The following is a 22,600-nucleotide window of genomic DNA, read 5'->3' on the forward strand; positions in this document are numbered from 1 at the left end:
ACTAAGATTGTTTGAAATGGTAAGACTTAGTTTTTATCGACGACCGAAAAGTTACCACTCATGGGGCTTGCAAAGTAATAGCCTTGATAATATTGAATCCCCCTTTGTAATAACCAATCAAACTCATTCAGGGTTTCCACTCCTTCTGCGACTACTTCAATACCTAACCTGTCCGAAATGTGTTTCATAGCCTCAACAATAGCCTGCTGCGGCCCTGAGAGATGAATCTTGCTTATTATACTTCGATCGATTTTTAGTATGTGTGGCTGTATTTTTGATAAAAGTGAGAGGCCTGCGTAGCCTGAACCAAAGTCATCAATAGCGACTTTGATACCAGTTGCACGTATCTGGTCTACTATGAGCATGAAATCACCGAGGTTAATGAAAGCCTCTTGTTCAGTTATTTCAAAGATAAGCCTTTCTGGAGCCAGTCCACGGCCCTGGCAGTGCTCAACTAATTTATAAACTGCGTTTTGATTTTCAAAAAGTGTGCCCGGTAATAGATTAAGCGAAAGCATTCCATTAAATTCTTGTCGGCAAAAATGGTTGATGGCAGAAAATTTTGATTCCATATCCAGCGTATAAACTTCTGATTTTGTCAGGCCTGAAAAGATTTCTGCTGGAGACTCACCATTATCTCCTCTAATTAAGCCCTCAAGGCAACAAATCTGTTCGTTGTATGCGTCATAAATGGGTTGAAATGCAAAACAATGCTTTTCAGCAGCTAATTTTGTTGGTAATGCTATAATTTGACTGTCCAGAAGTTTATCTGATTGTCTCTCTTCACTACTATTCGAGTTTGTCCATAAACCATTGGTAAATGCTTGAATGATTTTAGAGGCTTTACTGGTATCAACTGACCTGTCAGTTCTTAAGTAATCTGTAATCTTGATTATCTCTTGAGTAAGGGGGTTGATTAGATTCTTACTTGTTAAAATAAGCTTCATTCCCCAGTCTCGATGCTCTCTTTTGGGAATTGGCTCTTTCAGAATGACCGTGATTTCGTTATGACGCTCGTCAGCTTCGATCTGAGACATTAAGGACATAACCTGTTTCTGGTCGCCTTCTAGTACCTGTAAGAAATACTCCCCATCAAAGAGTAGTATTCCTGTTATGCCTTTAGCTTCATTCCTAGAGCATAATTTTTGAGTAAATTTCGGGATAAACTCAGAAGGAAAGTTTTCTCTCTTTTTGCTTTTGTAAATTAGTTGAAAGAGTTGCAATTGAATAATCCTAGGCTGAGTTTAACTTCGGTCTCCACAACGGAGTATTTTGACTGAGATGTATTAAATATATATCAAATAACTAGTGGATAAAACAAAAATACAATTTAACTAGAGGTCGTCGGGCAGCTCAGAGGTCAGTTCTGCTCCATTAGAGTTGTATTCACAAAGTGGAATGTTAAACCAGAAAGTAGAGCCTTCAGCCAGAGCACTGATAACGCCAATCTCTCCCCCCATTTTTGTAACCAGCGCTTTCGACAGCGCAAGACCAAGTCCGGTACCCTGATGTAACTCAGAATCACCTACCTTCGTGAAGCTCTCAAAAACGCGCTTTTGGTCTTGGTCACTGATACCGATACCCTGATCATGTATTTCCACTCTCAGTAGTCCCGCATCTGAAGTCGTGAGAATATGTACTGGGCTTTTAGGAGGGCTAAACTTGATAGCGTTTCCTATCAGGTTGATGAGAACCTGACGTAATTTCAGGCTATCGGCCAAAACCTCTGTCTTTGTGTTAAAACTACTGGTGACGATACGAATTGATTTTTCACTGGCCAGAGGTTGAAGTATTGATATAGAGGCTTGTAGCTGTTGATCGAAGTCGATTTTTTCATAATTTATTTCTAGCTTGCCAGACTCGACTTTTGCCAAGTCCAACACATCATTTATCAGAGAGGTGAGATGTTTTGCAGAAATGTATATCTCGTTGGCATATCTGTGAACTTTAGATTGTGTTTCAGTTTTCATCGAGATCAGTTCTGAAAAACCGGTAATGGCGTTAAGCGGTGTCCTCAATTCATGGCTTATGCTTGATACAAATTCTGTTTTTGCCTGGCTAGCCGACTCAAACTTATCTCTTTCTATAATTAACCGCTTTTGGTAAGTTGATTTTTCATGCAATAGTTCTTGGTGTCTAAGAAGACTCCCCATGATCGATCTCAATTCATCTGTTTGGTTTCCAAATCTACTGAAATCCAGCTTTTTATTGCTCGATAAATCTTTAATGCACTGATTGATATGTAGCAAGGGCTTAAGCAGGTAATTTTCAAATACTACCCACATCAAAAGAGTGGTAAAAATTAATAGTGTAATTAAAGCTAAAGTCCATGTAGTTATCCGATTTGAGATACTTTTTTGAGGTGTCGTCAGGTCATAAGTGATGATGACCCTACCAAAAAGCTCACCTTGATGAACAACTTCATATTGATGTTTCTCAAACCTGCTAGCTTCTGTATGGGAAATCGGTTTGTCCCAAGAGGCAAGGGCCTTACCAGACTCTTCAGTGACTGTGATGTTGATGATATTGGAGTCCAGAGCTGCAGCTTTTTTTACAAAAGTCTCCAACTTAGCAACATCTTCAACAATCAGATCATCTACGATGCCGCTACTGAACCCTCTCAAGGACCGCTCCATTGAATCAGAAGTGATATTTTTTAACTGTTCTTCCAGTGATTGCTTAAAATAGAGAACCGCAAACAAAGCATTTACAGAAAAGATTACAGCAAAAAACAGAAAGAACTTTTTCTTGAGAGACATCAGTTGTGTTTTACTGTTGTGTCGAATTTGCGAAGAAAAGATTGTTGTTGGCTATTGCCTCTTTGATCTTCTCAAAAGCAAGTTGATCCGCCTCGGTGAAGCCCGTTGCCCCCAGTTTATTTAGCGAGCTTGTGTTTTCTTGTGACAGGAGAGCTTTTCTAAGTTTCTCAATGGTAATAACAGATAGCCCACTTCTGGCAATCCACGGTTTAGTTACATTTTCGAACCTGGCTATCTCCCTGATAGGTTTTCCCTGCTTTACTAACTTTTCAAATGTGCTTTCTTTGAGTGCACCAGCGTCAAATTTACCCATCGCAACGGCGTTGCCAACGCGATCATGGCGCTCCAAGTAGTCATAGTGTGACAGGCTATGACTGTAAACTTTATGTTCAGAAAGATATTTTTGTGCCAGATAGCGGCCGATAGTTGATTGCGAATCACCAAAAGCAAAAGTTCTGCCGACCAGGTCACTGACATTATGTATGTCGCTATCACTGTGTACGCATATCACGCCATAAAAAACTGTCTTGTCCTCAACTTTCTCTACGGCAAGTATTTCTAAATCAGAATTCTGAGTATGCGCGAGTGTGTAAGATGCGGGACCAAACCTGGCAAAATCAACTTTTCCCTGAACGAGATCATTGATACCCGTCTCATAGTCTTTTGCCACAGACATGCTTATCGTGACGGGCTGTCTCATTTCTATGGACAGCGCTTTCTCAATGTCATTCAGAATCGGTCTGAATTGATTGACTACTGATGTTGGTTTGTCTGCTGTGTAGACGCCAAATTTTAAATTAATGTCAGCAAAACTATTTGTGTTGATAAACCCAAGTAACAGAAAAAGTGCAGCCTTGATGGGAAAGTGAGAAGGTGAAGTACACACAAACGTCTCCATAATTTCGTTTATTAATAAACGAATGATATTATTTGTAGCAGTTTTGTGAAAGTAATTTAGGACTGTATCCTCAGGTAAGCAGAAGGGTTTCTGTAGTCTGTGGCTTTTTGCTAAGCACTGTGCACTAAGGCGAGTGCAAATACATGCGCTGAAATATGGAGTCTCCACGCTTCAATAACTTACTGAGCAATCACATGTCTTTTTGTAACGCCACAATTGCTAAAAAACGCAGCAATAAATTGATGAAATTCAGGAGTGAAGATGAGCGAAAACACGGTGAATGTGCTCGTAGTTGATGATGACATGCCGACGCTTAAACTTCTGAGTGCACAGCTTGAGACGATTCCTCACCCACTTTGCAGGTAGACTGTTGCCAGCACGCTGCTGAGGCCCAAGTAAAAGTTCAATCCAACAGTTATGACTTACTGATCTGTGATTTGAACATGCCAGATTGTCCAGGCGATGAGCTTTTGAGGTATGCATTAGACAACAGTGCAAATGAGAGGCTGGCACTGGCTGCGATGACTGCCCTCAGCCAAGATGATGTGTCCAGGTTTTATTGCGTGCCCGAAAACACAACCGTTATTTGCAAGCCGGTTGACCGAAGTGGTCTCTTCAGTCTTATTCTGGCTGTTAATGCTGCAAAGTGTCTGACAAGGATGGAATAAATTGGACGGTTGACATCATTCCATAATCACATTGTTAAAGTACAATAATGTACAACTCACATTTTTCACGCTGAAAATCGTCTGTATCTCAGCCTGGAAGACCCAGGAAAGCCTCTTTATTTCAGTGGCTTGAGTTCTTCATTAGTTTGTTGTATTTTGGTATAAAAGTAAAGAATAAGTGGAGTTTATATGAAAGAGCTTCTAGAGTCGACGAGATTTAAAGAACTTGGATTACGTTACCCTCATATCGCTATCAAGCTGAAACAGGTTTGGGGTTCAGAGGCGTGCGGAGCATACTTTCATGAGTTGTTCACTGATACCAGAAATGGAGAGAGACAGGGGTTTCCCCAAGAACATTTAGTCTGGCTCAAAGGCTTGGAAAAGCTCTATAAATTCCATTACAAGCCTCATAGTGAAGAGCATGATGTTTGGAGATTCCCACTGTAATTATAGTTGTTACGGGGCTTCGGTTAGCTCTGAATACATACACATAGTTCCATAGTCCTAATCCATTCACACTAACTTATTCCTTGCTAATACTATCTTTGTCCTATTCATTCCCTAACGTAAAACCAAATTACTGACCTCTAGGCCTAGATGTGATTTCGAAGGCTTTGAAAGGTCAGTAATCTTGTAAATTTTCATGCTCATAATACCAATGGATTGATTGATACTTATCTAGCAGTATGAATTGAGTAATCATCGGAGCGAACAAGAGCTTTATTACAAGTCATTATCTAGCAGAAGCTCAATGACTGTTAAACCTTCCTATCTCCGAGGCCATTCAGAGTAAGTAACAAACGATGGCCAGCCAGCGTTCGAACAACACAAACTGAGTGTCAGGATGGCTATCACTCAGGGTTAGCCTCTGCGTATCCAGCATGTCTGTATATTAAAGATGGGAAACCTAATAGGGTATTAGTGACTACGAAAACTTATAGAACGATTAAAAAGTGCGCGTTTGATTGATAACGACTCACTCAAACTCACTAGCTTCTCTGACGCTCGACTTTGTTGTCACTTTCAAACATCCCGGTCGCAGGCTAATCTGTAACACTGTCAATAATCAGAGTAAACAATGGATCACGATTCTTTAATGCCTCATGGGGTCTGTTTTAATTGGAACCTAGAGCTACTTTTTCTTCATGTGGCTTCGGACTTATTGATTGCATTGGCTTATTCTTCGATTCCAATCACAATAGTCTATTTTGCATCTAAACGCAGAAGCAGCGGACTTGCCACTTATTATTATCTTTTTGCCGCTTTCATTTTGGCGTGTGGGGTAACCCACATGCTAGGCATCATTACCTTATGGAGTCCAATTTACCTTGTTTCTGGAACCGCAAAAGCATTAACTGCAATTGTGTCGGTTGTCACAGCAGTCTATCTAATTCCAAGAGTTCCTTTACTGATGGAACTGCCTGACATTGATGAGTTGACGGAGATCAACTCGGAATTAAAAAAAGAAAATCAAAACCGTTTGAGAAGTGAAAAACTCTTAATCGATAAGCAAAATCAGCTGGATGAGACGAATGCAAGACTCATCGCTTTAATTGACTCGATCCCAAGCGCTGTGTGCTGGCTTGACAGTGCTGGTCGCTTCACCGGCGCAAATGCTGAGTATAAAAATCTTTTCGGTTTCCCAGTGCAAGAGGATAGTGATGACAACGCTTTTGTCCCGTGCTTTAGTGATAGAGATGAAATAATATCTTCATTGTCGTCACTACAAAACGGTGAAACAGACCTTCTAAAGTATGAAAAGGAAACTGTTTCACTTAAGGGTGAGATCGTAATTGATGTATCGATGGTATTGATAAGGGATGAGGATTCAATGCATCGGGGCTTCTTAGTCGTTATCAATGATGTGACGGCACGTAAAAAAATGGAATCAGCAAGAGATAAAGCTATCTCTGAAGCCGAGCAGGCCAGTGCTGTTAAGACCCAGTTTTTGGCCAGAGTCAGTCATGAGCTGAGGACCCCAATAAACAGCATTCTGGGTTTTACCGAGTTACTCAAAATTAAGAACCTGGTAACTAGCAAAGGTCGTGAATATTTACAGCATATTAATGATTCAGGCCATTATCTTTTGGATTTAGTCAATGATGTCTTGGACTTGGCAAAAATAGAGTCAGGGACACTGGATATGAAATTTGAGCCAGTCTCACTCGATGAGGTGATTAAGGCATCAATTTCCATGCACAGCAACTATGCCATAGAAAGAGAAGTTGAAATTCATTATCAGAGCTCATCAGACGCGTATTTCATTATTGGAGACAAGGTTCGGTTACTAGAAGTTATCAATAACATTCTTACAAACAGTATTAAATACAAGGCCAATGACTCAAAAACACACGATGTCAGAATCTTTTTAGACAGGCCTACTGCTTCTCATATCGAATTAACTTTGAGGGACAATGGAGTGGGTATGGAAATTAACAACCAGAACGATCCATTTGAACTTTTCAATCGCCTCAATCAAAACGGAAATAATGAGGGTGTAGGGTTAGGGCTTTCTATTTGCAAGCGACTAGTTGAGTTGATGGGCGCGGAAATTGGTCTGGAGTCGCAAGTCGGTGTCGGCACAACTGTAAAGATTAAATTCAACGCTTATTTCAAAAATTCGAAATAATTGGCAAGGTTCCTAGTCAAGACTGCTTGGATGGATGTGGGAGTCCTTGTCAGAGAGGCTGGAAATACCTGCACCCGCAGAATAAACAGCAGTGATCAAATTTCTGATGGCGTATTGATTTGATACATTTCTGATAATAATATTGAGGGCTATTAATTTTATTAAGTTTTCCGGAACAAGTAATGTCAGACTGACAATTACTGCGTATCCCTCACCAAAATTAACGAAAAATAACAATTATGGATATAGCAACTACAGTAGGTTTCATTGCGTCACTATCCACCATTCTGCTGTCAATATATCTTGGACAGTCTTCTGCTGAGTTTATAAACAGCTCGTCAGCTTTGATTGTATTTATGGGTACGCTCACCATCACGCTGATGAAATTTCCACTGAGTCGTTTTGTGTCAGGATTTAAATCTGCCGGGAAAGCTTTTTACCACAGGTCAAGCTCGAATATTGATTTGATTCAAGAAATATTGAGACTCTCAAAGCTTGGTAGAAGTGGTGATTTGTTGAAAACTCAACTGAGCAAAATCAATAATAGTGCGCTCAGGAAAGGGATACAGTTAATCAATGACGGTTTCAAGCAAGGTGAAGTCGAGCTTGTTTTGGAGCGTGATCTGGCGATTGAAATCTATGAACAGAACATCGGTAGGGAGCTATTTAAAGCGATTGGCCGGGTTGCTCCAGCGATGGGAATGATCGGAACCCTTGTAGGTTTAATACAAATGTTGTCCAACCTACAGGAGCCATCGAGCCTGGGGCCGGCTATGGCTGTTGCATTACTGACAACCTTATATGGAGCGGTTTTTGCCCATGCATTTGCGCTTCCTGTAGCGGTGAAGCTTGGCTACCGTATTGAGGAAGAGATAGCCCAACAAGCTCTAGTCTTAGCGGGTCTCAAAGCAATACAAAACAATACAAGTTCTATCGTGTTAGAGGAGATTCTTCATTCTCATTTGGTAAGAAATGAAAAAAAATGAATTCTGCTCATATCCAATCGAATAAACAGCCAGAGGATGAGAATGATTGGTTACTCACCTTTGCCGATCTGATGATGCTATTGTTGGCATTCTTCGTTTTATTGTTTTCTTTATCCTCCATTGACGCCCGAAAATATGCGGAACTCAGCAAATTCATCAACGAATCATTCTCCAGCGACATGGCGAATAGAGAAAATAAACAAAAATATCAGTTAACGAAGCCTGAACAAAGAAAACAAGCAATACTGCAAAAGCTTTCTAATATGAGTGGCGAAGTCAGGGCTGCCATCAATGATAAAAACATTGAAATTATTACAACCGATAGTCACCTGATCTTCAGGTTACGTGATCAGTTTGCTTTTGAGTCTGGTAGCGCGGTACTCAGGCCTGAGTCAGAGCAGGCATTGACTCGAATTTCAGCGACCATCGCTAGGACTGAAGGAAAAATAGAGGTTTCTGGACATACTGACAACATACCAATAGAGACAGAGCATTTCAGTTCTAATTGGTTGCTCAGTGCGGCGAGAGCTGCGGAAGTTTCTGAGTACCTAACTAATGCACAACCTGGAATTGAAGAAAGAATTGTCGTAAAAGCGCATTCCAGCAATCTTCCTTTAGCAGATAACTCAACCTCAGCAGGGAGAGCCATTAACAGACGCGTTGAAATATCATTGTCATTTGAATGACAATGACTTTGAGTTTTCTCCATAAGCTGGAATTAGAGCTCTATTATATAAAGTTATCTGTGTGAGATTTGGCCAAGCCTAGCGGCCATGATTGATAAGGTATTTATTTCTCTTTACACCGTCAATGCTGTATTCGTAGATGTGAAGGTATTGTAATGATAAAGCTTGTACCCGTGTCAACAGAGCTTTCAACTTCAATCTTACCCTCAAGAAGTTCAACAAGGTGTTTAGTAATCACCAGCCCAATACCGCTACCCTGAATGTGACGGTGTTGATCGAGCCTTACAAACATATCAAACAGTTCAGCTAATTTATCTTCAGGAATGCCGCTGCCAGTGTCTTTAATTTCAATTGAGATATTATGGTCGTCCTGCTTCCTTAGGTAAATTTTTACAGTTCCACCGGAACGGTTATATTTGATTGCGTTCGAGAGCAAATTAATGATTATCTGTTTGAGCCTGTCATGGTCGCTTTTTAAATGAAAATCAGCATTGGCCAAGCTGTGTCTCTCCATGTGTACATGCTTAACCTCAGCTTCGTTTTTTAGAAGTGTTAAGCAGTCATCAACTAAGTTTTCCAGATTAAACTCAGTTAAGTTGAGCTTGAATTTGCCTGATTCTATGAGTGATAAATCAAGTAAATCATTAATCAAGCTCAAAAGATAACGGCTCGAACTCCTTATTTGTTCGAGGCTGCGCTTATTTTTTTCGCTCAGATCCGCCTGTCTGTGATGCATCATGTCTCCGAATCCAATGATTGCATTCAAGGGGGTCCTAAGCTCATGACTCATTTTTGTTAAAAAGTCTGATTTTGCTCTTGTTTGAATAAATTGCATTACCCTTGCGCGCTGAGAATGGTATGCAAAAACCAACAAAAAGGTAAAAATAATTCCTAAAAGAGCAATGATATAGGTGCTGGTCAGCGCATGATGCTCAGCTTTGATCGCAAATACCCACTGACCTCCCGGCACACTAATGAATTGTTTCACTGTAGGGTTCTGAAAAACAGTTTCATCTCCCCAGAATATTTCTCCATCCTCACCTAAGCCATGGCGACCTCGAATAGCTAAATTGTAGTTCGAGCTGAGTTCTGACAAACCGGCTTCTTCATAAATGGTATTGGTGTCGACGATAACTGTGGCTAATCCCCAAAAATCATTCGGAATCTCTTTCAACCAGGGAGTATCAGCTTTAACCCTCCCAGAGCTCACATATCTATCACTAGGAAATGTTGGCCGTGCCGAAAAAACGGCTTTTCTTGAAATAATCGCTTCTCCACCCTGAATTAGTTCCAAGGGGCCAGCTGTAAGTTGATTTCTATTGGCGATAGCACTGAGAACCTGCAGACGACGAGTATCATCAACGAGTAAATCATGATTCAGCGCCGCACTATTTCTGCGCTCATTTGTGATCAGAGATACAACCCCGTCCGGAGCAAGCTGGATGCTCAGTATACCTTTGAGCTGTATATTCAATTCCTTGGCGAACTTTGTAAAAACCGGCTTGAAATTTTGAAATTGCTCAGGGTCAGAGGGGTCTGTATATTGCTCGGCTTTAACCAGAGCGATAAGTGCAGGTATAACAGAGAGTTTCTGTTGAATAATGCTTTCAACTTTGGAAGTGACGCCTGTCAGGGTTTCATGACTCAACTCAAAAACATGAGTCTTTTTCTCCTGATAGTCGATGACTGCAACGCCAACAGAAGTTATCGCTCCTATCATGAACAACAAAAAAAGAGCCAATGAATGCGGTACTTTGGTGGTGACTTGTGTCTGGGGATCTCTCCGGGTTTTTAGTAAAATCTGCCGCAAAGAATGAGTAATGAAATTGTTCACAAGTAAAATATCATCATTGAAAAAAGATTCCGCATTAGCCGCATAAAAGTTTGGTTGAAACCTTACTTTAATGTTTTAGTTGTATACTGGTTTGCCTGAGCTGGCTAGTGAGTCTCAGGGTATTCATCTTTTATCGCTAAGATTTCAGACTTTATGCTCAGGTAGCATCTCACCAATTCAGGATCAAAGTGTTTGCCTGCCTGGTCCTGAATAAAATCAAATGCATCATCAGTTTTCCAGGCCTTTTTGTAAGGTCTCTCCGTTGTCAATGCATCGAATACATCCGCAATACAGAGAACCCTTGCGCTCAGAGGTATTTCAACGCCTTTAAGACCATTTGGGTAGCCAGAACCGTCCCATTTTTCATGGTGGCACAGTGAAACTTCTCTGGCCAGCCTGAGCAGTGGCGATTGGTGTTGTCCAATTATGTCCGCACCAATTTGTGGGTGACTCTTCATAATTTCCCACTCATGCTGGTCCAGCTTTCCTGGTTTTAGCAGAATATTATCGGGTATGCCAATTTTACCAATGTCGTGCATTGGAGCAGCATTATAAAGCAGCTCGACCCATTCTTTATTTGCACCGAGGCTTTTGGCAAGAAGCCGAGTGTAGTGGCTCATGCGAATCACATGAAGGCCTGTCTCGTTATCCTTGAATTCTGCAGCACGCCCCAGGTTACGAATGATTTGGAGGCGAGTTTCCTCAAGTTCGTTAGTCCTCACTTTGACTAAAGATTCCAGCTCTTGATGCTGCTGATGTAGCGCGAGGTGAGTTCTAACTCTTGCTTTCACTACCGGCGGACTAATCGGCTTGGAAATATAATCTACGGCGCCGGACTCAATCCCAGTCTGTTCATCTTCAGGATCAGACTTTGCTGTAATAAATATGACTGGAATATCAGAGGTGATCGGATCCAGTTTGAGTTTTTTGCAAACGGTTAAACCATCCATCTCAGGCATCATCACATCGAGTAATATCAGATCAGGCTTGGGTTTTTGCCTGGCAATACTCAAAGCCCTATGACCATTCAAGGCAGCTTTAATTTTGTAGTCCGGTTCTAGGGTGTTTTTAAGGACATCAATATTTTCCGGATGGTCATCTACGATTAGCACTGATTGTCTTTGTGTCATGATTTAGCCTTAGAGTAATTATCAGTCAGACGTTGAAGTATTTGCTCAGCTGCCTCAAAGTCATAAATGCGCACTTGGTTGAGCAATGATTTCAGTAATGCTTGCTCTAGCCTCATATCATCGGAAGAGAGAAGTAGAAGCGCTTCGTCTTCAGCACCCGTGTCATTACTGACTATCAGGTTCTTAAGTTTTTCCAGGCGCTGTAGCGTTGTTTTGCTGGTGCTATCAGTTTTTATGCCATGATTATGTTCATTAACAGAGTTTTCTGAGTTACTGAAGTCAATAAGCAGGTGACTGATTTCTTTAATCACCTCTTCACAATGTTCAGCTACCAGCTTTATTTGATTTTCGACATCTAAAGTTTGCTTTCCTGACTTCAAATCAAGCTCGAGTTGCTGAGCCAGATTTTGCACTTTCGTGGCGCCAATCGATGCAGATGCCCCTTTCAGTGAATGGGCCAGTCTCTCCATTTCTTCATGTTTGCCTAACTGATACATGGTTGAGAGATCTGAGGAAACATCCTTGTAGGTTTCTGCAAACTTCAGAAGTATTTTTTTGAGAAGCTGCCTATTATTTGCAGTGACTGTCAAACCACGATGAATATCAACTGTTGTGAGTGACTCAAGCGGTATCTTGTCATTCGTCTGACTGGCATTACTTGCTATGGTTTTTGATGGGCTGTGATCGATCCAGCGTGATAACACATTGAACAGTAACTCAACATCGAGAGGCTTGCCGACATGATCATTCATACCTGAATCGAGCGCTGCCTGCCTATCGCCGGCCATCGTGTTTGCTGTAAGTGCAATGATGGGTAAATCACGCAGCATCATCTCATTGCGTATTACATTAGTTGCTTCGTAACCGTTCATAACCGGCATCTGACAGTCCATCAAAACAGCATCGAAATAATTTTCCTGAAGCGCATCGATCGCCTCTTTGCCATCATTGGCCTTTGTTACAGCAGCGCCAGTGTGTAACAGCAGCTCTTCAATCAGCTCCATATTGATTTCATTGTCCTCAACCACGAGGATACGTTTATTTTCAAGCCAGGCGTATTCAGTCAATAGCTTGTCTTCATTCAAGGCTTGGGCCTCCCTGACAGTGTCACCCCCAGTGAAATTAGAAAATGTGTCCATTAGGACACTGGGGGTCAGTGGCTTAGTGATGTATGAGTTGATCCCAATATCTCTGGCAATAGACACCAGCTCTTCGTCCTTGATCGGCGTCATCAGAATGAGTTTTTCAGCTTCTACGAGCTCGTTATCCACGACTTGTTTGCAAAACTGTAAGCCGGAGAGATCAGGGAGTGACCAATCTATAAAGACAAAATCCGGCTTATTATGGCTACCCAGGATTTCAAGCCCTTTTCTACCAGTTTGAGCAATGGTTGATTCCATACCCATGTGTGATAGCAGCGAAGCCAGTGATTGTGCGCTATTGGAGTTGTCCTCCACAATCAGTGCCAATTTATTGATGAATCTATCTTTGATGTCTGTGGAGATGAATTCTTTGATGGTTTTAGGTGTGCCGAGTTCAAGTGGCAACGTTACGGTAAATTCACTACCAACCTCATACTCACTAGTTACGCTAATGTCTCCGCCCATCATTCTGGTAAGACGTCTAGAGATAGCCAGTCCTAAACCTGTTCCCCCGTACTTGCGGGTCATTGAGGTATCGGCTTGAGAGAATGATTCAAAAAGCTTTGATAAATGATTTTCTGTCATCCCGATACCGGTATCTTTAATCGTTATCTTCAGCGTGATACTTGTTTCATTTTGTTGATCAGCAGCACAATGAATAATGACCTCTCCTCGCTCAGTAAATTTAATAGCGTTATTAGTGAGGTTAAGCAGCACCTGGCTAATACGAACCGGATCACCGATCAGAGAGTCGGGAATGTCCAATGGACAATTGAGGATAAGTTCTAATCGTTTTTCCTGGGCGAGAAATGCAATTTGAGAGACTACGCTGGTGAGGAGTTGATTAAGTGAAAATGCACTCTTTTCCAACTTGAGTTTATTCGCCTCGATTTTGGAAAAATCGAGAATATCATCAAGGATGGTCAAAAGGCTTTTTGCTGAGATATTGACCCTTTCAACGTATTTACGTTGTTTGGGCTCCAGGCTGGAATTTAGTGTTAGATAAGTCATGCCAATGATGGCATTCATCGGTGTTCGAATCTCATGCGACATGTTTGCCAGAAACTCTGATTTTGCTTGGGTGGCTGACTCTGCTTTGAGCTTGGCCGATTCCAGCTCCCGCTGAATATGTTTCTGGCTGGTAATATCAAAAAACCAGCATAATGTGGTTTTCTGGTCGTTATAGTAATGTCTGAAAAAGTTAGCCAAGACATCCAGTTTTTCACCATTAGAGGTGATGGCAGTCATTTCGTAATCGCTAATTACCGGATTAATTTCAAGCTCGGCTTTTATATCAACCGCTTCCTGCGGGTCTGGAAAAAGACTCTTGAAGTCCCCCCCTTCATGAACCCCCATCATGCGTGTCATACGCTTATTTACATAGCGAAATACCCCATTATTGATAATACCAACAGCAACCGGGCTGGTGGCCATCACCATTTCCAGTTGCTGTCGTTCTTGATCAAGGGCTTGTTCAATCCTTTTCCTATCAGAAATATCCCTGATTGAACTGGCGATTATAGTGCCTTGATCTGTCTCGATGGGGCTGAGACTGATCTCAACCGGAAACTCTCTACCACCTTTGCCAAGCGCATAAAGCTCATTGTCCGTTCTTGCTTTGAGGGGCCTGACCTTAGGCTCTTCGTAATATTTATCTCGCAATCGAACATGTGAGTGTTGGAATCGCCGCGGTACAAGAATCTCTATCGAGTGACCAATTAATTCACTGCGATCATATCCAAATATCTGCTCGGCCAGTTTGTTGACGATAATGATTTTTGCTTTCTCATCAGTGACGACAATGGGATCGGGAGCTGACTCCAACACATTCCTGAGACGTTGCTCGCTCTCTCTGGTTTTTTGCTCGGATGTCTGATGTCGGATGTCCTCCCTGATACCTCGATAAAAGCAATAGACACTAAAGAGTAGGAATAAAAGCGATAGCCCGACAGTGGCTCTTCTATAAAACTCTGCCGTATCAGCAATGGCATACAACTCTTTTTGCATCAGTTGATCAACCTCGTTGGCCAGTGCTGATACCTGATAGCTATATAGTCTGAGATTTGTTTGAGCCTGTTCTGAAGGAGAGTAAAGCAAAGATTCCGCCTGACCGATTAGCAAATTCAGCTTATCCTGAAACTCAAGTGCTTTGTCATGAAAAGGAAGTAAAGTCTCAGCTCGCTGAAAAGAACCCTGCGCCTGTCTGAGAAGGGCTATTCCTTGCTGACGATCCCAGGCTGAGGCTGTGCCAGTATCAAGTGTAATATGCATTACACCATTACTAATGTCATCGATCGACTGACCAATCTCAACTGCCAAGTCGCGAGAGCGGGAGATGGTCTCACGCTGGTTAATAACCTGAAGAATATTAATGGTCATCACTAACCATAAGATGAACAGGCCAGCCAGAATCCAGCCGCGTTGACCGATAAAGTTATTAAAGCAACCGAATATGTTCTTGAATTGAGATTTTATGTTGATGATTTTCATAATGTGTTTTCGGCAGAAAAACCGAACTGCTTGATAAGGTCGAGATGCTCCTGGCTTTTAATCCAGGGGGTTGCCGCTTTATCCCAGTCAGCCCTGAGTGACTTTGCGTCAGGATGAAAGGCGAACCCAACGTTCTCGATGACTTCGCTACCAAGCACCGCTTTGGCAGAGACGATTTCATGCTTATTGGAGTAATCGGCGAGGATGGCCTTAACTGAAGGCACTGATAAAAAAAGCGCATCGCCAATACCAGAAGAGAATGCGGCTTTTGCTGAGGCTATGTCTGGTGCCTGAATGATATGAATGGTAGTACTACTGATTCTTGATAGTCTTTCATATTCGACCGAACCAGCCAGAACTATAATTCTGATTACTTCTGTATTGATATTAAACTGCCGGAGTTTTTCAGCATAATTGCGAGCCACAAGAAAGCCCGATTTCACCTTGATAAAAGGAGTGGAAAAATCAATGATAGCTTCCCTGTCAGGGCGAACAAACATCCCTGCAGCGATAATATCAATCCTTTTATTTTTCAGTCTGTCTATCAGGCTGGAAAAGTTCATTTGCACCCAAGTGATGTCTGTATAGCCCAGTTTTTTGGCAATCACTCTGGCTGTTTCAATGGATTGTCCTGTGAGAAAGCCATCATTATTGATGTATGAGTAAGGCTTCTCTATGGCATAACCGATGCGTAAAGGGGTATCGTTACCGGCTTTTTGATCACAGGCAGTAATAGCCAAAAGCGCGGTAAGTATTGTTACTAAGATTGCTATCTTGGCGAGGCTCATCGAATCAAGTACTCCAATTATCACCCTAACAAATAATGAGCCTGATTACACTCCCTTTGCCGATAAGAAACTATTATAATTAAGAAACTAGTATAATAATGATACTTGTATCAAAGTGTGGCGCGCAAGCATACATTAAAATAAATTAGTTTATGTTTATTTTTCATGCGACTTGGATAGCTACTGCCTTAGTGATAACTAAGCTCTATCAAGGTCACTATGGCGCATATACAGACTGGATCAAGTCATTGATTAACTCCCATCTGCTTTTGGATGGCAATATAATGAAACGAGTTTCAGGGATAAATTATGGAAAAAAACAATAGCCTAACTACAAAACAAGTGGCTGATTTGTTCAATGTTACTATCCGAGCAGTTCAGTTATGGGCGGATAAAGGTGTGATTACTGTATCCAGAACACCAGGTGGCCACAGACGAATTGCCAAAGAAGAGTTAAGCAAAATTAGAGATCATCTTCATCAAGAGCCCTCATCAGTCTCATCTTCGGGGAATATTGATTTTGATACAAATAACCACCTGCGAATTCTCCTCGTTGAAGATGATACGTATATGCTTTCACTTTATGAAAGCGTGATTTCAGAATGGCAATCACCGCCAGTTCGTGTAATTACTGCAAATGATGGTTATCAGGCATTGATCGAGGTGGGTAAGGCGGCATTTGATTTGATTATCACTGATATAAAAATGCCAAATATCGATGGTGCTCGGATGATAAAAATTATACGACAAAACAGTGGTGATGAAGCCCCCCGCATTGCTGTGGTAACGAGTCTTACTAGCACCGAACTTCGTGAAAACTATGAATTACCAGCAGATGTAGCAATCTTTGAAAAACCGGTTTCCTATGCTCAACTACATAGGATTGCATCAGAAATATACAAAAAGAAATACAATAATATTCTTTAAGACAGAGTCAAAAAATGTGACGAAGTTCACATAAAAGATCTGCTAGGTATCACAACTGTCATTATTTTGTGATACAGTCCTACCTGTTTAGTGATAACGCTATGTCGGTATCACCTATTGGGAGCGATGCGCAGACATGCATAACAAATCAGATAAGAGTTCTTTTGTAGTAACCGCCCAAAAACAAATCTTTGTTCTGGGCATCATATCCGCGGTTATTACCTTTTTAGTTTTATTGACTCACCAGTCATTTTTAACCGGCATGATCCCCTTGTTGGTTATTATTGCCGTTACAATCCAGCAGCATTCCTTATTTCAGAAAACCATAGCCAGATACCATGATTCGATGGTTACTGATCACCATGAGCAGATTACTGCAATTTGCCAGAAACCAAACACCGAATTGAGCAGACTTGTCCTAGAGGCTTTGCCTATATGGCAGAAGAATATAGCCACTGCAGAAAACATCACTGAAAAAGGAATTGGCGATCTGTCAGCACAATTTACCGAGTTATCAAAGCGTTTGAGCCATGCCCTGTCCGAAAGTGAGCAGGGTGGCTTAGGTGAGCCCATCATCGTCACCTTGTCTCAGGGACATGACCGCTTGCATGCTGCCACCGATGCGCTGCGTGATGCCCAACAAAACAAGGATTCGGTGCTTTCCGAGATACATCAATTAGAGTCCTATATTGATGAACTGCATGAGATGTCCTCCAGTGTCATTGCCATTGCCGAAAAAACAAATTTACTGGCATTAAATGCAGCCATTGAGGCAGCCAGAGCAGGTGATTATGGCCGGGGCTTTTCTGTCGTTGCTAATGAAGTAAGAGCACTGTCTACGCAATCACGAGAAATGGCTGGAATGATAGTAGATAAAGTATCAAAAATTGATACTGCCATTCACAACACTTCATCACATGCAAAAAGCATGATGGCGCATGAGGGCGAGCTTTTGGTACAGACAGAGAAAAAGGTCGACTCAGTGATCGATGACTTTCAGATCATCATGGAGCGCCTACAGCATTCGTCTGAAGCACTTAAGGACAATACCGCCAGTGTTCAGCAAGAAATTAACAATGTCATTGTGTCCCTGCAATTTCAGGATCGAATCAGTCAGATGCTGACCCAGGTGAGTAACAGTCTTAATCATCTGGAAACCATGATAAATGATTCGGCGAATTTTTCAGAAGAAGAGCTGGAAAAACACTTCAATGTCAGTCAGTGGCTGTCAGAGATGAAAAAGACATACAGCATGTCTGAGCAGTACAAAAATCACGGTGACAAGGTCATAGCAGAAGACCAGAACCAGAGCGTTGTATTTTTTTAGTAGGGAGTCGTTATGTCTAAAACTGTGCTTGTAGTGGATGATTCAGCATCGATGCGTCAAGTCGTGGCCGGAACACTGGAAAGTGTCGGTTTCGGTACCTTGCAGGCGGTCGATGGTGTTGACGCACTGACAAAACTCGATCAACAGCGGGTTAACCTGATAATCAGCGATGTGAATATGCCGAATATGGATGGGCTGACCTTCCTGAAAGAAGTTAAGAAGCGACCAGATACCAAGTTCACCCCTGTCATTATGCTGACAACCGAGACTGTTGCCGATAAGAAGGAAGAGGGGCGTCAGGCTGGTGCCAAAGCGTGGGTTGTAAAACCGTTTCAACCAGACCAGATAGTAGCAGCAGTTCACAAACTGTTGATGTGATAACTATGGAAATCACAGTCAATAGAAATGATGAGGGGCTTACAGTTGAGTTCATTGGCGAACTCAATATCTATGCTATGGAACGATTTTCAGAGAATGTGTCTGACTGGCTTCTGGAGCAAGCCAAGCTGGTTTTGAATCTGGAACAGGTGACGGCAATTGATGGAAGCGGACTTCAAATTATGCTTTTCCTCAGACATATTCGAAGAAAAATGGATAGACAAACAGAATTCAGGAATATCCATGATGATGTTAATTCTTACTTAGCCAGGGCAGGTCTTGAGTTAACACTTCAACAAGCTTCATTCTCAGTCAATGTTGCTGCTCCAGAGAACACGCTAGGCCAGTACCATGTTTGAAGCAGCAATGAGTACATTTTTTGAGGAGGCATCGGAGAATCTCGATCTGATGGAGCAGTATTTGCTGAGCCTTGAGAAGCACACGGATTCAGATCCGGGTGAAGAGCTTAATGCTTTATTCCGGGCTGTTCATACCATTAAAGGTTCAGCTGGATTATTTGGTTTTGACAAGATTGTGAGTTTTACCCATGGTCTTGAAAACATGCTGCAAGAGTTGCGAAGCCAGGCTTTGAGACCGGAACCCGAGCAAAGTAGCTTATTGTTTTCTTCACGAGATCATATTGCAAACCAGCTGGCATTCTATATCGCAGGTAATGTACCTGATGATTCCTGCGATGCAGAGAGCTCGAGACTCTCTCAGCAAATTCAGCATATTTGCGACGGCTTGATGGCAGGCCCTGTTTCTCAATGGGATAGTGAAACACGCGCTGTCAAAAACGGATCATCAAACCCTTACTGGCACCTATCTCTACGCTTTGATAAAAACAGTTTCAAAGATGGTATGGACCCATTGCCCTTTATTGGCTATCTCGCAAAGCTGGGAAGGCTAATCGAGGTCCGGGTTTTGGAAAAAAACTTTCCAGAGCCTGAAATGTTTGACCCAGAAAATTGTTATCTGGCACTCGAAGTCGTTCTCGAAGCCGATGTTACCTATGAAACAGTTATTGACACGTTCGAATTTGTTAGCTCGGATCGGGCCGTTGTCGTTATCGAGCCGGGCAGTCCTATCGACAAATATCAGCAGCTTCTTGAAATCCGTAGACAAGACGCTGATGAGATAAAGCAGCTTCTCGCAGACAGCGGTGCTCTGACGACAGACATGTTGCTTATGCTGGATAAAAAGGGTGATGACGCTGTTGAACATGCCGGCACAGTGACGGCTAATACGATTTCTCCAGAGGCACAGGAAAACTCTAAAAGTGCCTCTCTCAGAGTCGATTCAGACAAACTTGATACGCTCATTAACCTGATTGGTGAGTTAGTTACAACGGGCGCGGGAGTAGCTCTGATTGCTCAGGCTAATCCTGATATGAGTGAATCAGTCTCTAACCTCAATGGCTTGGTCGAGGAAATTCGTGATGCTGCCCTCAAGCTCAGAATGGTGCCGGTGGCCGGGACATTCAAGCGATTTAACAGGGTAGTCAGGGATACCTCAAAGGCGCTGGGTAAGGAAGCCACGTTGATAATGTCTGGCGAAGACACAGAGCTGGATAAATCGGTGATTGAGCATATAGCGGACCCGCTGATGCATTTGGTCAGAAATGCTATTGATCATGGTATTGAAATGCCTGCAGAGCGTCTGGCTAAGGGGAAGCCGCCAGAGGGTGTGCTAAGGCTTTCTGCCTATCACGAGTCAGGTTCGATTGTGTTGGAGATCAGCGATGACGGTAAAGGGCTCGACCCGGCATTCATCACAGATCGTGCTCTGGAAAGAGGCTTAATCAGTGATGACCAGAACCTGACCAAGGAAGAGGCTTTTCAGTTGATTTTCGAGCCTGGCTTTTCTACCAAGGATGAGGTGACTGATCTTTCAGGCCGCGGTGTTGGTATGGATGTTGTCAGAAGAAATATCACCGAGCTTCGCGGCCGTATAGAAGTTGATAGTGAAAGCGATCGCGGCACCACTTTTCGAATTTTTATGCCACTGACACTGGCCATTATTGATGGTTTTCTTATTGCCGTTGCTGAAGACAGGTTCGTGCTGCCTCTGGATTCCGTAGAGGAGTGCGTTGCATTAAGTCCTTCCGAACTGAAACAAGGTAAAAAAGGGGCTTATATGATGCTTAGAAATGAAGTCCTACCGATACTGGACTTACGTCAGATGTTCGAACTGGTGGGGAGGGCATCACGTCGACAAAGCGTGATTGTAGTCAATGCCGGCAGTCAACGGTTCGGTTTGATTGTTGACCGCCTTCTGGGTGAGTTCCAAACCGTCATAAAACCAATGGGCAACCTTTTCAAGAAGCTTGCTGGCATCAGTGGCTCAACCATCATGGCTGATGGTCAACTCGCGCTAATCCTTGATGTAGATGGGCTCACAGCTCACTTCGTCTGAAAGTTAACAACAGTATTCCTACATACCAATTTCAATATTTGCAGAGAAATAACATGCTAAAAAATATCAAAATCAGTGTGAAACTTGTCGGTGCCTTCCTGATTATCTGTGCCATTACGGCTGCTGTCGGTTACTTAGGCCTGTCCAACATGAAAAAGCTTAATGATGCGGCCGACGTGTTGTACCAAAACGAGCTTCGAGGAGTCAGTTTTATCAAGGAAGCCAATGTCAACTTACTTAGTCTGGGGCGCTCCCTACGAAATGCGGTGCTGGCAAGTGAAGCATCCGAAAGGATCACTACCCTTGAAAACATTGACCAGCATTTCAAAAAACTGAAAATCAATGTTGCCCAGGCTCAGCCACTTTTTCAAAGCCTGCAAGCCAAAGAGCTGTTCAACCAACTGAATAATGATGTTGCTCAATATGAACAGGGAATTGAGCAGGCGAAAGCCCTAGTCAGTGATGAGTCTCTCATGGAGAGAAGAAAGTCTGTTGACTTCATCAGGAATGAGTTACGCACAGTGGCAGATAGCCTTGACACTACAATGACAGCTTTGTCTGAAATCAAGGTTGAAAATGCACAGGATGCGGCAGATTACACGACAGAGTTGTATCAAAACAGCAGCACATTGATGTTGACGCTGGTGGCAATAGGTGTGATTTCAGGTCTGATTTTGGGTTACGTAATTGCCCGTTCCATCAGTAGACCGCTGAATCAGGCTGTAGGTGTTGCCCAAGAAATATCGGAAGGTAATCTGGGCGTGTCGCTCACCGTTGATGGCCGCGATGAAGTGGGTCAGTTAATGTCAGCTATGCAGGAGATGGTTCGCAAGCTTTCCCAAGTGGTTGGTGATGTGAATACCGCCAGTGGTTCATTGGCTTCGGCGTCAGAGCAAGTGTCTTCTACATCTCAAAACCTCAGCCAAGGCGCAACTGAGCAAGCTGCCAGCGTTGAGGAAACAACAGCTTCAGTCGAACAGATGTCGGCTTCAATTGAGCAAAACACTGAAAACGCCAAAAACACCGATGTCATGTCCAGCAAGGCTGCCAAAGAAGCCATAGAGAGTGGTGAAGCGGTTGCTAAAACCGTGTTGGCCATGAAATCCATCGCCGAGAAGATCAGCATTATTGATGACATTGCCTATCAGACTAATCTTTTGGCTTTGAACGCTGCCATTGAGGCCGCCCGAGCTGGTGAACATGGAAAAGGTTTCGCGGTTGTAGCAGCTGAGGTGAGAAAACTCGCCGAGAGAAGTCAGGTGGCATCGCAGGAAATTGGTGAAGTGGCACAGGGCAGTGTCGCTATTGCAGAGCAGGCTGGTAAGTTACTGGAAGAGATGGTGCCTTCGATTGAAAAGACATCGGCATTGGTTCAGGAAATCACCGCTGCTTCAGCTGAACAAACCACCGGAGCTACTCAGATTAACTCGGCAATGGAACAACTGAGCACGATTACACAGCAAAGTGCATCAGCTTCAGAAGAACTTGCCTCAACCGCAGAAGAAATGAGTAGCCAGGCGCTGGAGTTACAAGAGCTGATGGC

The 22,600-nt window shown here is 42.7% G+C and carries 17 protein-coding genes; 10 read left to right on the forward strand and 7 right to left on the reverse strand.

Going from position 1 to position 22,600, the window contains the following annotated elements; all coding sequences use genetic code 11:
- Window positions 1-26: 26 nt before the first annotated feature.
- From ACTF5U_RS08245 to ACTF5U_RS08255, 3 genes are all read right to left on the reverse strand, one after another.
- Window positions 27-1,223, reverse strand: coding sequence for a diguanylate phosphodiesterase (locus tag ACTF5U_RS08245; RefSeq protein ID WP_438971153.1), 1,197 nt, complete (start codon window positions 1,221-1,223; stop codon window positions 27-29).
- 111 nt (window positions 1,224-1,334) lie between these two features.
- Window positions 1,335-2,759, reverse strand: coding sequence for a sensor histidine kinase (locus ACTF5U_RS08250; protein ID WP_438971154.1), 1,425 nt, complete (start codon window positions 2,757-2,759; stop codon window positions 1,335-1,337).
- Window positions 2,760-2,769: 10 nt separating this feature from the next.
- Window positions 2,770-3,657: a PhnD/SsuA/transferrin family substrate-binding protein gene (locus ACTF5U_RS08255; protein WP_438971170.1), complete on the reverse strand. Its 888-nt coding sequence runs from the start codon at window positions 3,655-3,657 to the stop codon at window positions 2,770-2,772.
- A gap of 356 nt (window positions 3,658-4,013) precedes the next feature.
- On the opposite strand from ACTF5U_RS08255, the gene ACTF5U_RS08260 reads away from it, so the two are divergent.
- The 4 genes from ACTF5U_RS08260 (at window position 4,014) to ACTF5U_RS08275 (ending at window position 8,626) form a co-directional block, all read left to right on the forward strand.
- Window positions 4,014-4,325 (forward strand): response regulator, encoded by a 312-nt coding sequence (locus ACTF5U_RS08260; protein ID WP_438971155.1) that lies wholly within the window; start codon window positions 4,014-4,016, stop codon window positions 4,323-4,325.
- 1,078 nt (window positions 4,326-5,403) lie between these two features.
- Window positions 5,404-6,954: an ATP-binding protein gene (locus tag ACTF5U_RS08265; RefSeq protein WP_438971156.1), complete on the forward strand. Its 1,551-nt coding sequence runs from the start codon at window positions 5,404-5,406 to the stop codon at window positions 6,952-6,954.
- 239 nt (window positions 6,955-7,193) lie between these two features.
- A complete protein-coding gene (locus tag ACTF5U_RS08270; protein ID WP_438971157.1) occupies window positions 7,194-7,940 on the forward strand; it encodes a MotA/TolQ/ExbB proton channel family protein in 747 nt (248 codons plus the stop codon).
- Entirely contained in the window at window positions 7,937-8,626 is a 690-nt protein-coding gene (locus tag ACTF5U_RS08275) for an OmpA/MotB family protein (RefSeq protein ID WP_438971158.1), read from the forward strand. Before ACTF5U_RS08270 ends, ACTF5U_RS08275 begins: the two co-directional genes overlap by 4 nt.
- A gap of 121 nt (window positions 8,627-8,747) precedes the next feature.
- Here ACTF5U_RS08275 and ACTF5U_RS08280 read toward each other — a convergent pair whose 3' ends face one another.
- The 4 genes from ACTF5U_RS08280 to ACTF5U_RS08295 form a co-directional block, all read right to left on the reverse strand.
- The gene (locus ACTF5U_RS08280) at window positions 8,748-10,460 is read right to left on the reverse strand and encodes an ATP-binding protein (protein WP_438971159.1); all 1,713 of its coding nucleotides are present in this window, start codon (window positions 10,458-10,460) and stop codon (window positions 8,748-8,750) included.
- A gap of 104 nt (window positions 10,461-10,564) precedes the next feature.
- A complete protein-coding gene (locus tag ACTF5U_RS08285; RefSeq protein ID WP_438971160.1) occupies window positions 10,565-11,590 on the reverse strand; it encodes an HD domain-containing phosphohydrolase in 1,026 nt (341 codons plus the stop codon).
- Window positions 11,587-15,222, reverse strand: coding sequence for a response regulator (locus ACTF5U_RS08290; protein ID WP_438971161.1), 3,636 nt, complete (start codon window positions 15,220-15,222; stop codon window positions 11,587-11,589). The genes ACTF5U_RS08285 and ACTF5U_RS08290 overlap by 4 nt, the downstream gene beginning before the upstream one ends.
- Complete coding sequence (locus ACTF5U_RS08295) at window positions 15,219-16,010, reverse strand: transporter substrate-binding domain-containing protein (RefSeq protein ID WP_438971162.1); 792 nt, start codon at window positions 16,008-16,010, stop codon at window positions 15,219-15,221. Before ACTF5U_RS08295 ends, ACTF5U_RS08290 begins: the two co-directional genes overlap by 4 nt.
- A gap of 309 nt (window positions 16,011-16,319) precedes the next feature.
- Here ACTF5U_RS08295 and ACTF5U_RS08300 point away from each other — a divergent pair, with 309 nt between their 5' ends.
- The 6 genes from ACTF5U_RS08300 to ACTF5U_RS08325 form a co-directional block, all read left to right on the forward strand.
- On the forward strand, window positions 16,320-16,937 hold the full coding sequence (locus tag ACTF5U_RS08300; protein ID WP_438971163.1) for a response regulator: 618 nt from the start codon (window positions 16,320-16,322) through the stop codon (window positions 16,935-16,937).
- A 136-nt stretch (window positions 16,938-17,073) separates the two neighbouring features.
- The gene (locus ACTF5U_RS08305) at window positions 17,074-18,264 is read left to right on the forward strand and encodes a methyl-accepting chemotaxis protein (RefSeq protein WP_438971164.1); all 1,191 of its coding nucleotides are present in this window, start codon (window positions 17,074-17,076) and stop codon (window positions 18,262-18,264) included.
- Window positions 18,265-18,276: 12 nt separating this feature from the next.
- Complete coding sequence (locus ACTF5U_RS08310) at window positions 18,277-18,642, forward strand: response regulator (protein ID WP_438971165.1); 366 nt, start codon at window positions 18,277-18,279, stop codon at window positions 18,640-18,642.
- 5 nt (window positions 18,643-18,647) lie between these two features.
- Window positions 18,648-19,001 carry an STAS domain-containing protein gene (locus ACTF5U_RS08315; protein ID WP_438971166.1) on the forward strand — a complete coding sequence of 118 codons (354 nt, stop codon included), beginning with the start codon at window positions 18,648-18,650 and terminating at the stop codon, window positions 18,999-19,001.
- Complete coding sequence (locus ACTF5U_RS08320) at window positions 18,994-21,057, forward strand: chemotaxis protein CheA (protein ID WP_438971167.1); 2,064 nt, start codon at window positions 18,994-18,996, stop codon at window positions 21,055-21,057. Before ACTF5U_RS08315 ends, ACTF5U_RS08320 begins: the two co-directional genes overlap by 8 nt.
- A gap of 53 nt (window positions 21,058-21,110) precedes the next feature.
- A partial coding sequence (locus ACTF5U_RS08325; protein ID WP_438971168.1) for a methyl-accepting chemotaxis protein occupies window positions 21,111-22,600 on the forward strand: 1,490 nt, incomplete at its 3' end.

Origin of the sequence: Methylophaga sp. (assembly GCF_965655755.1) — a bacterium.
Taxonomy (GTDB): Bacteria; Pseudomonadota; Gammaproteobacteria; order Nitrosococcales; family Methylophagaceae; genus Methylophaga.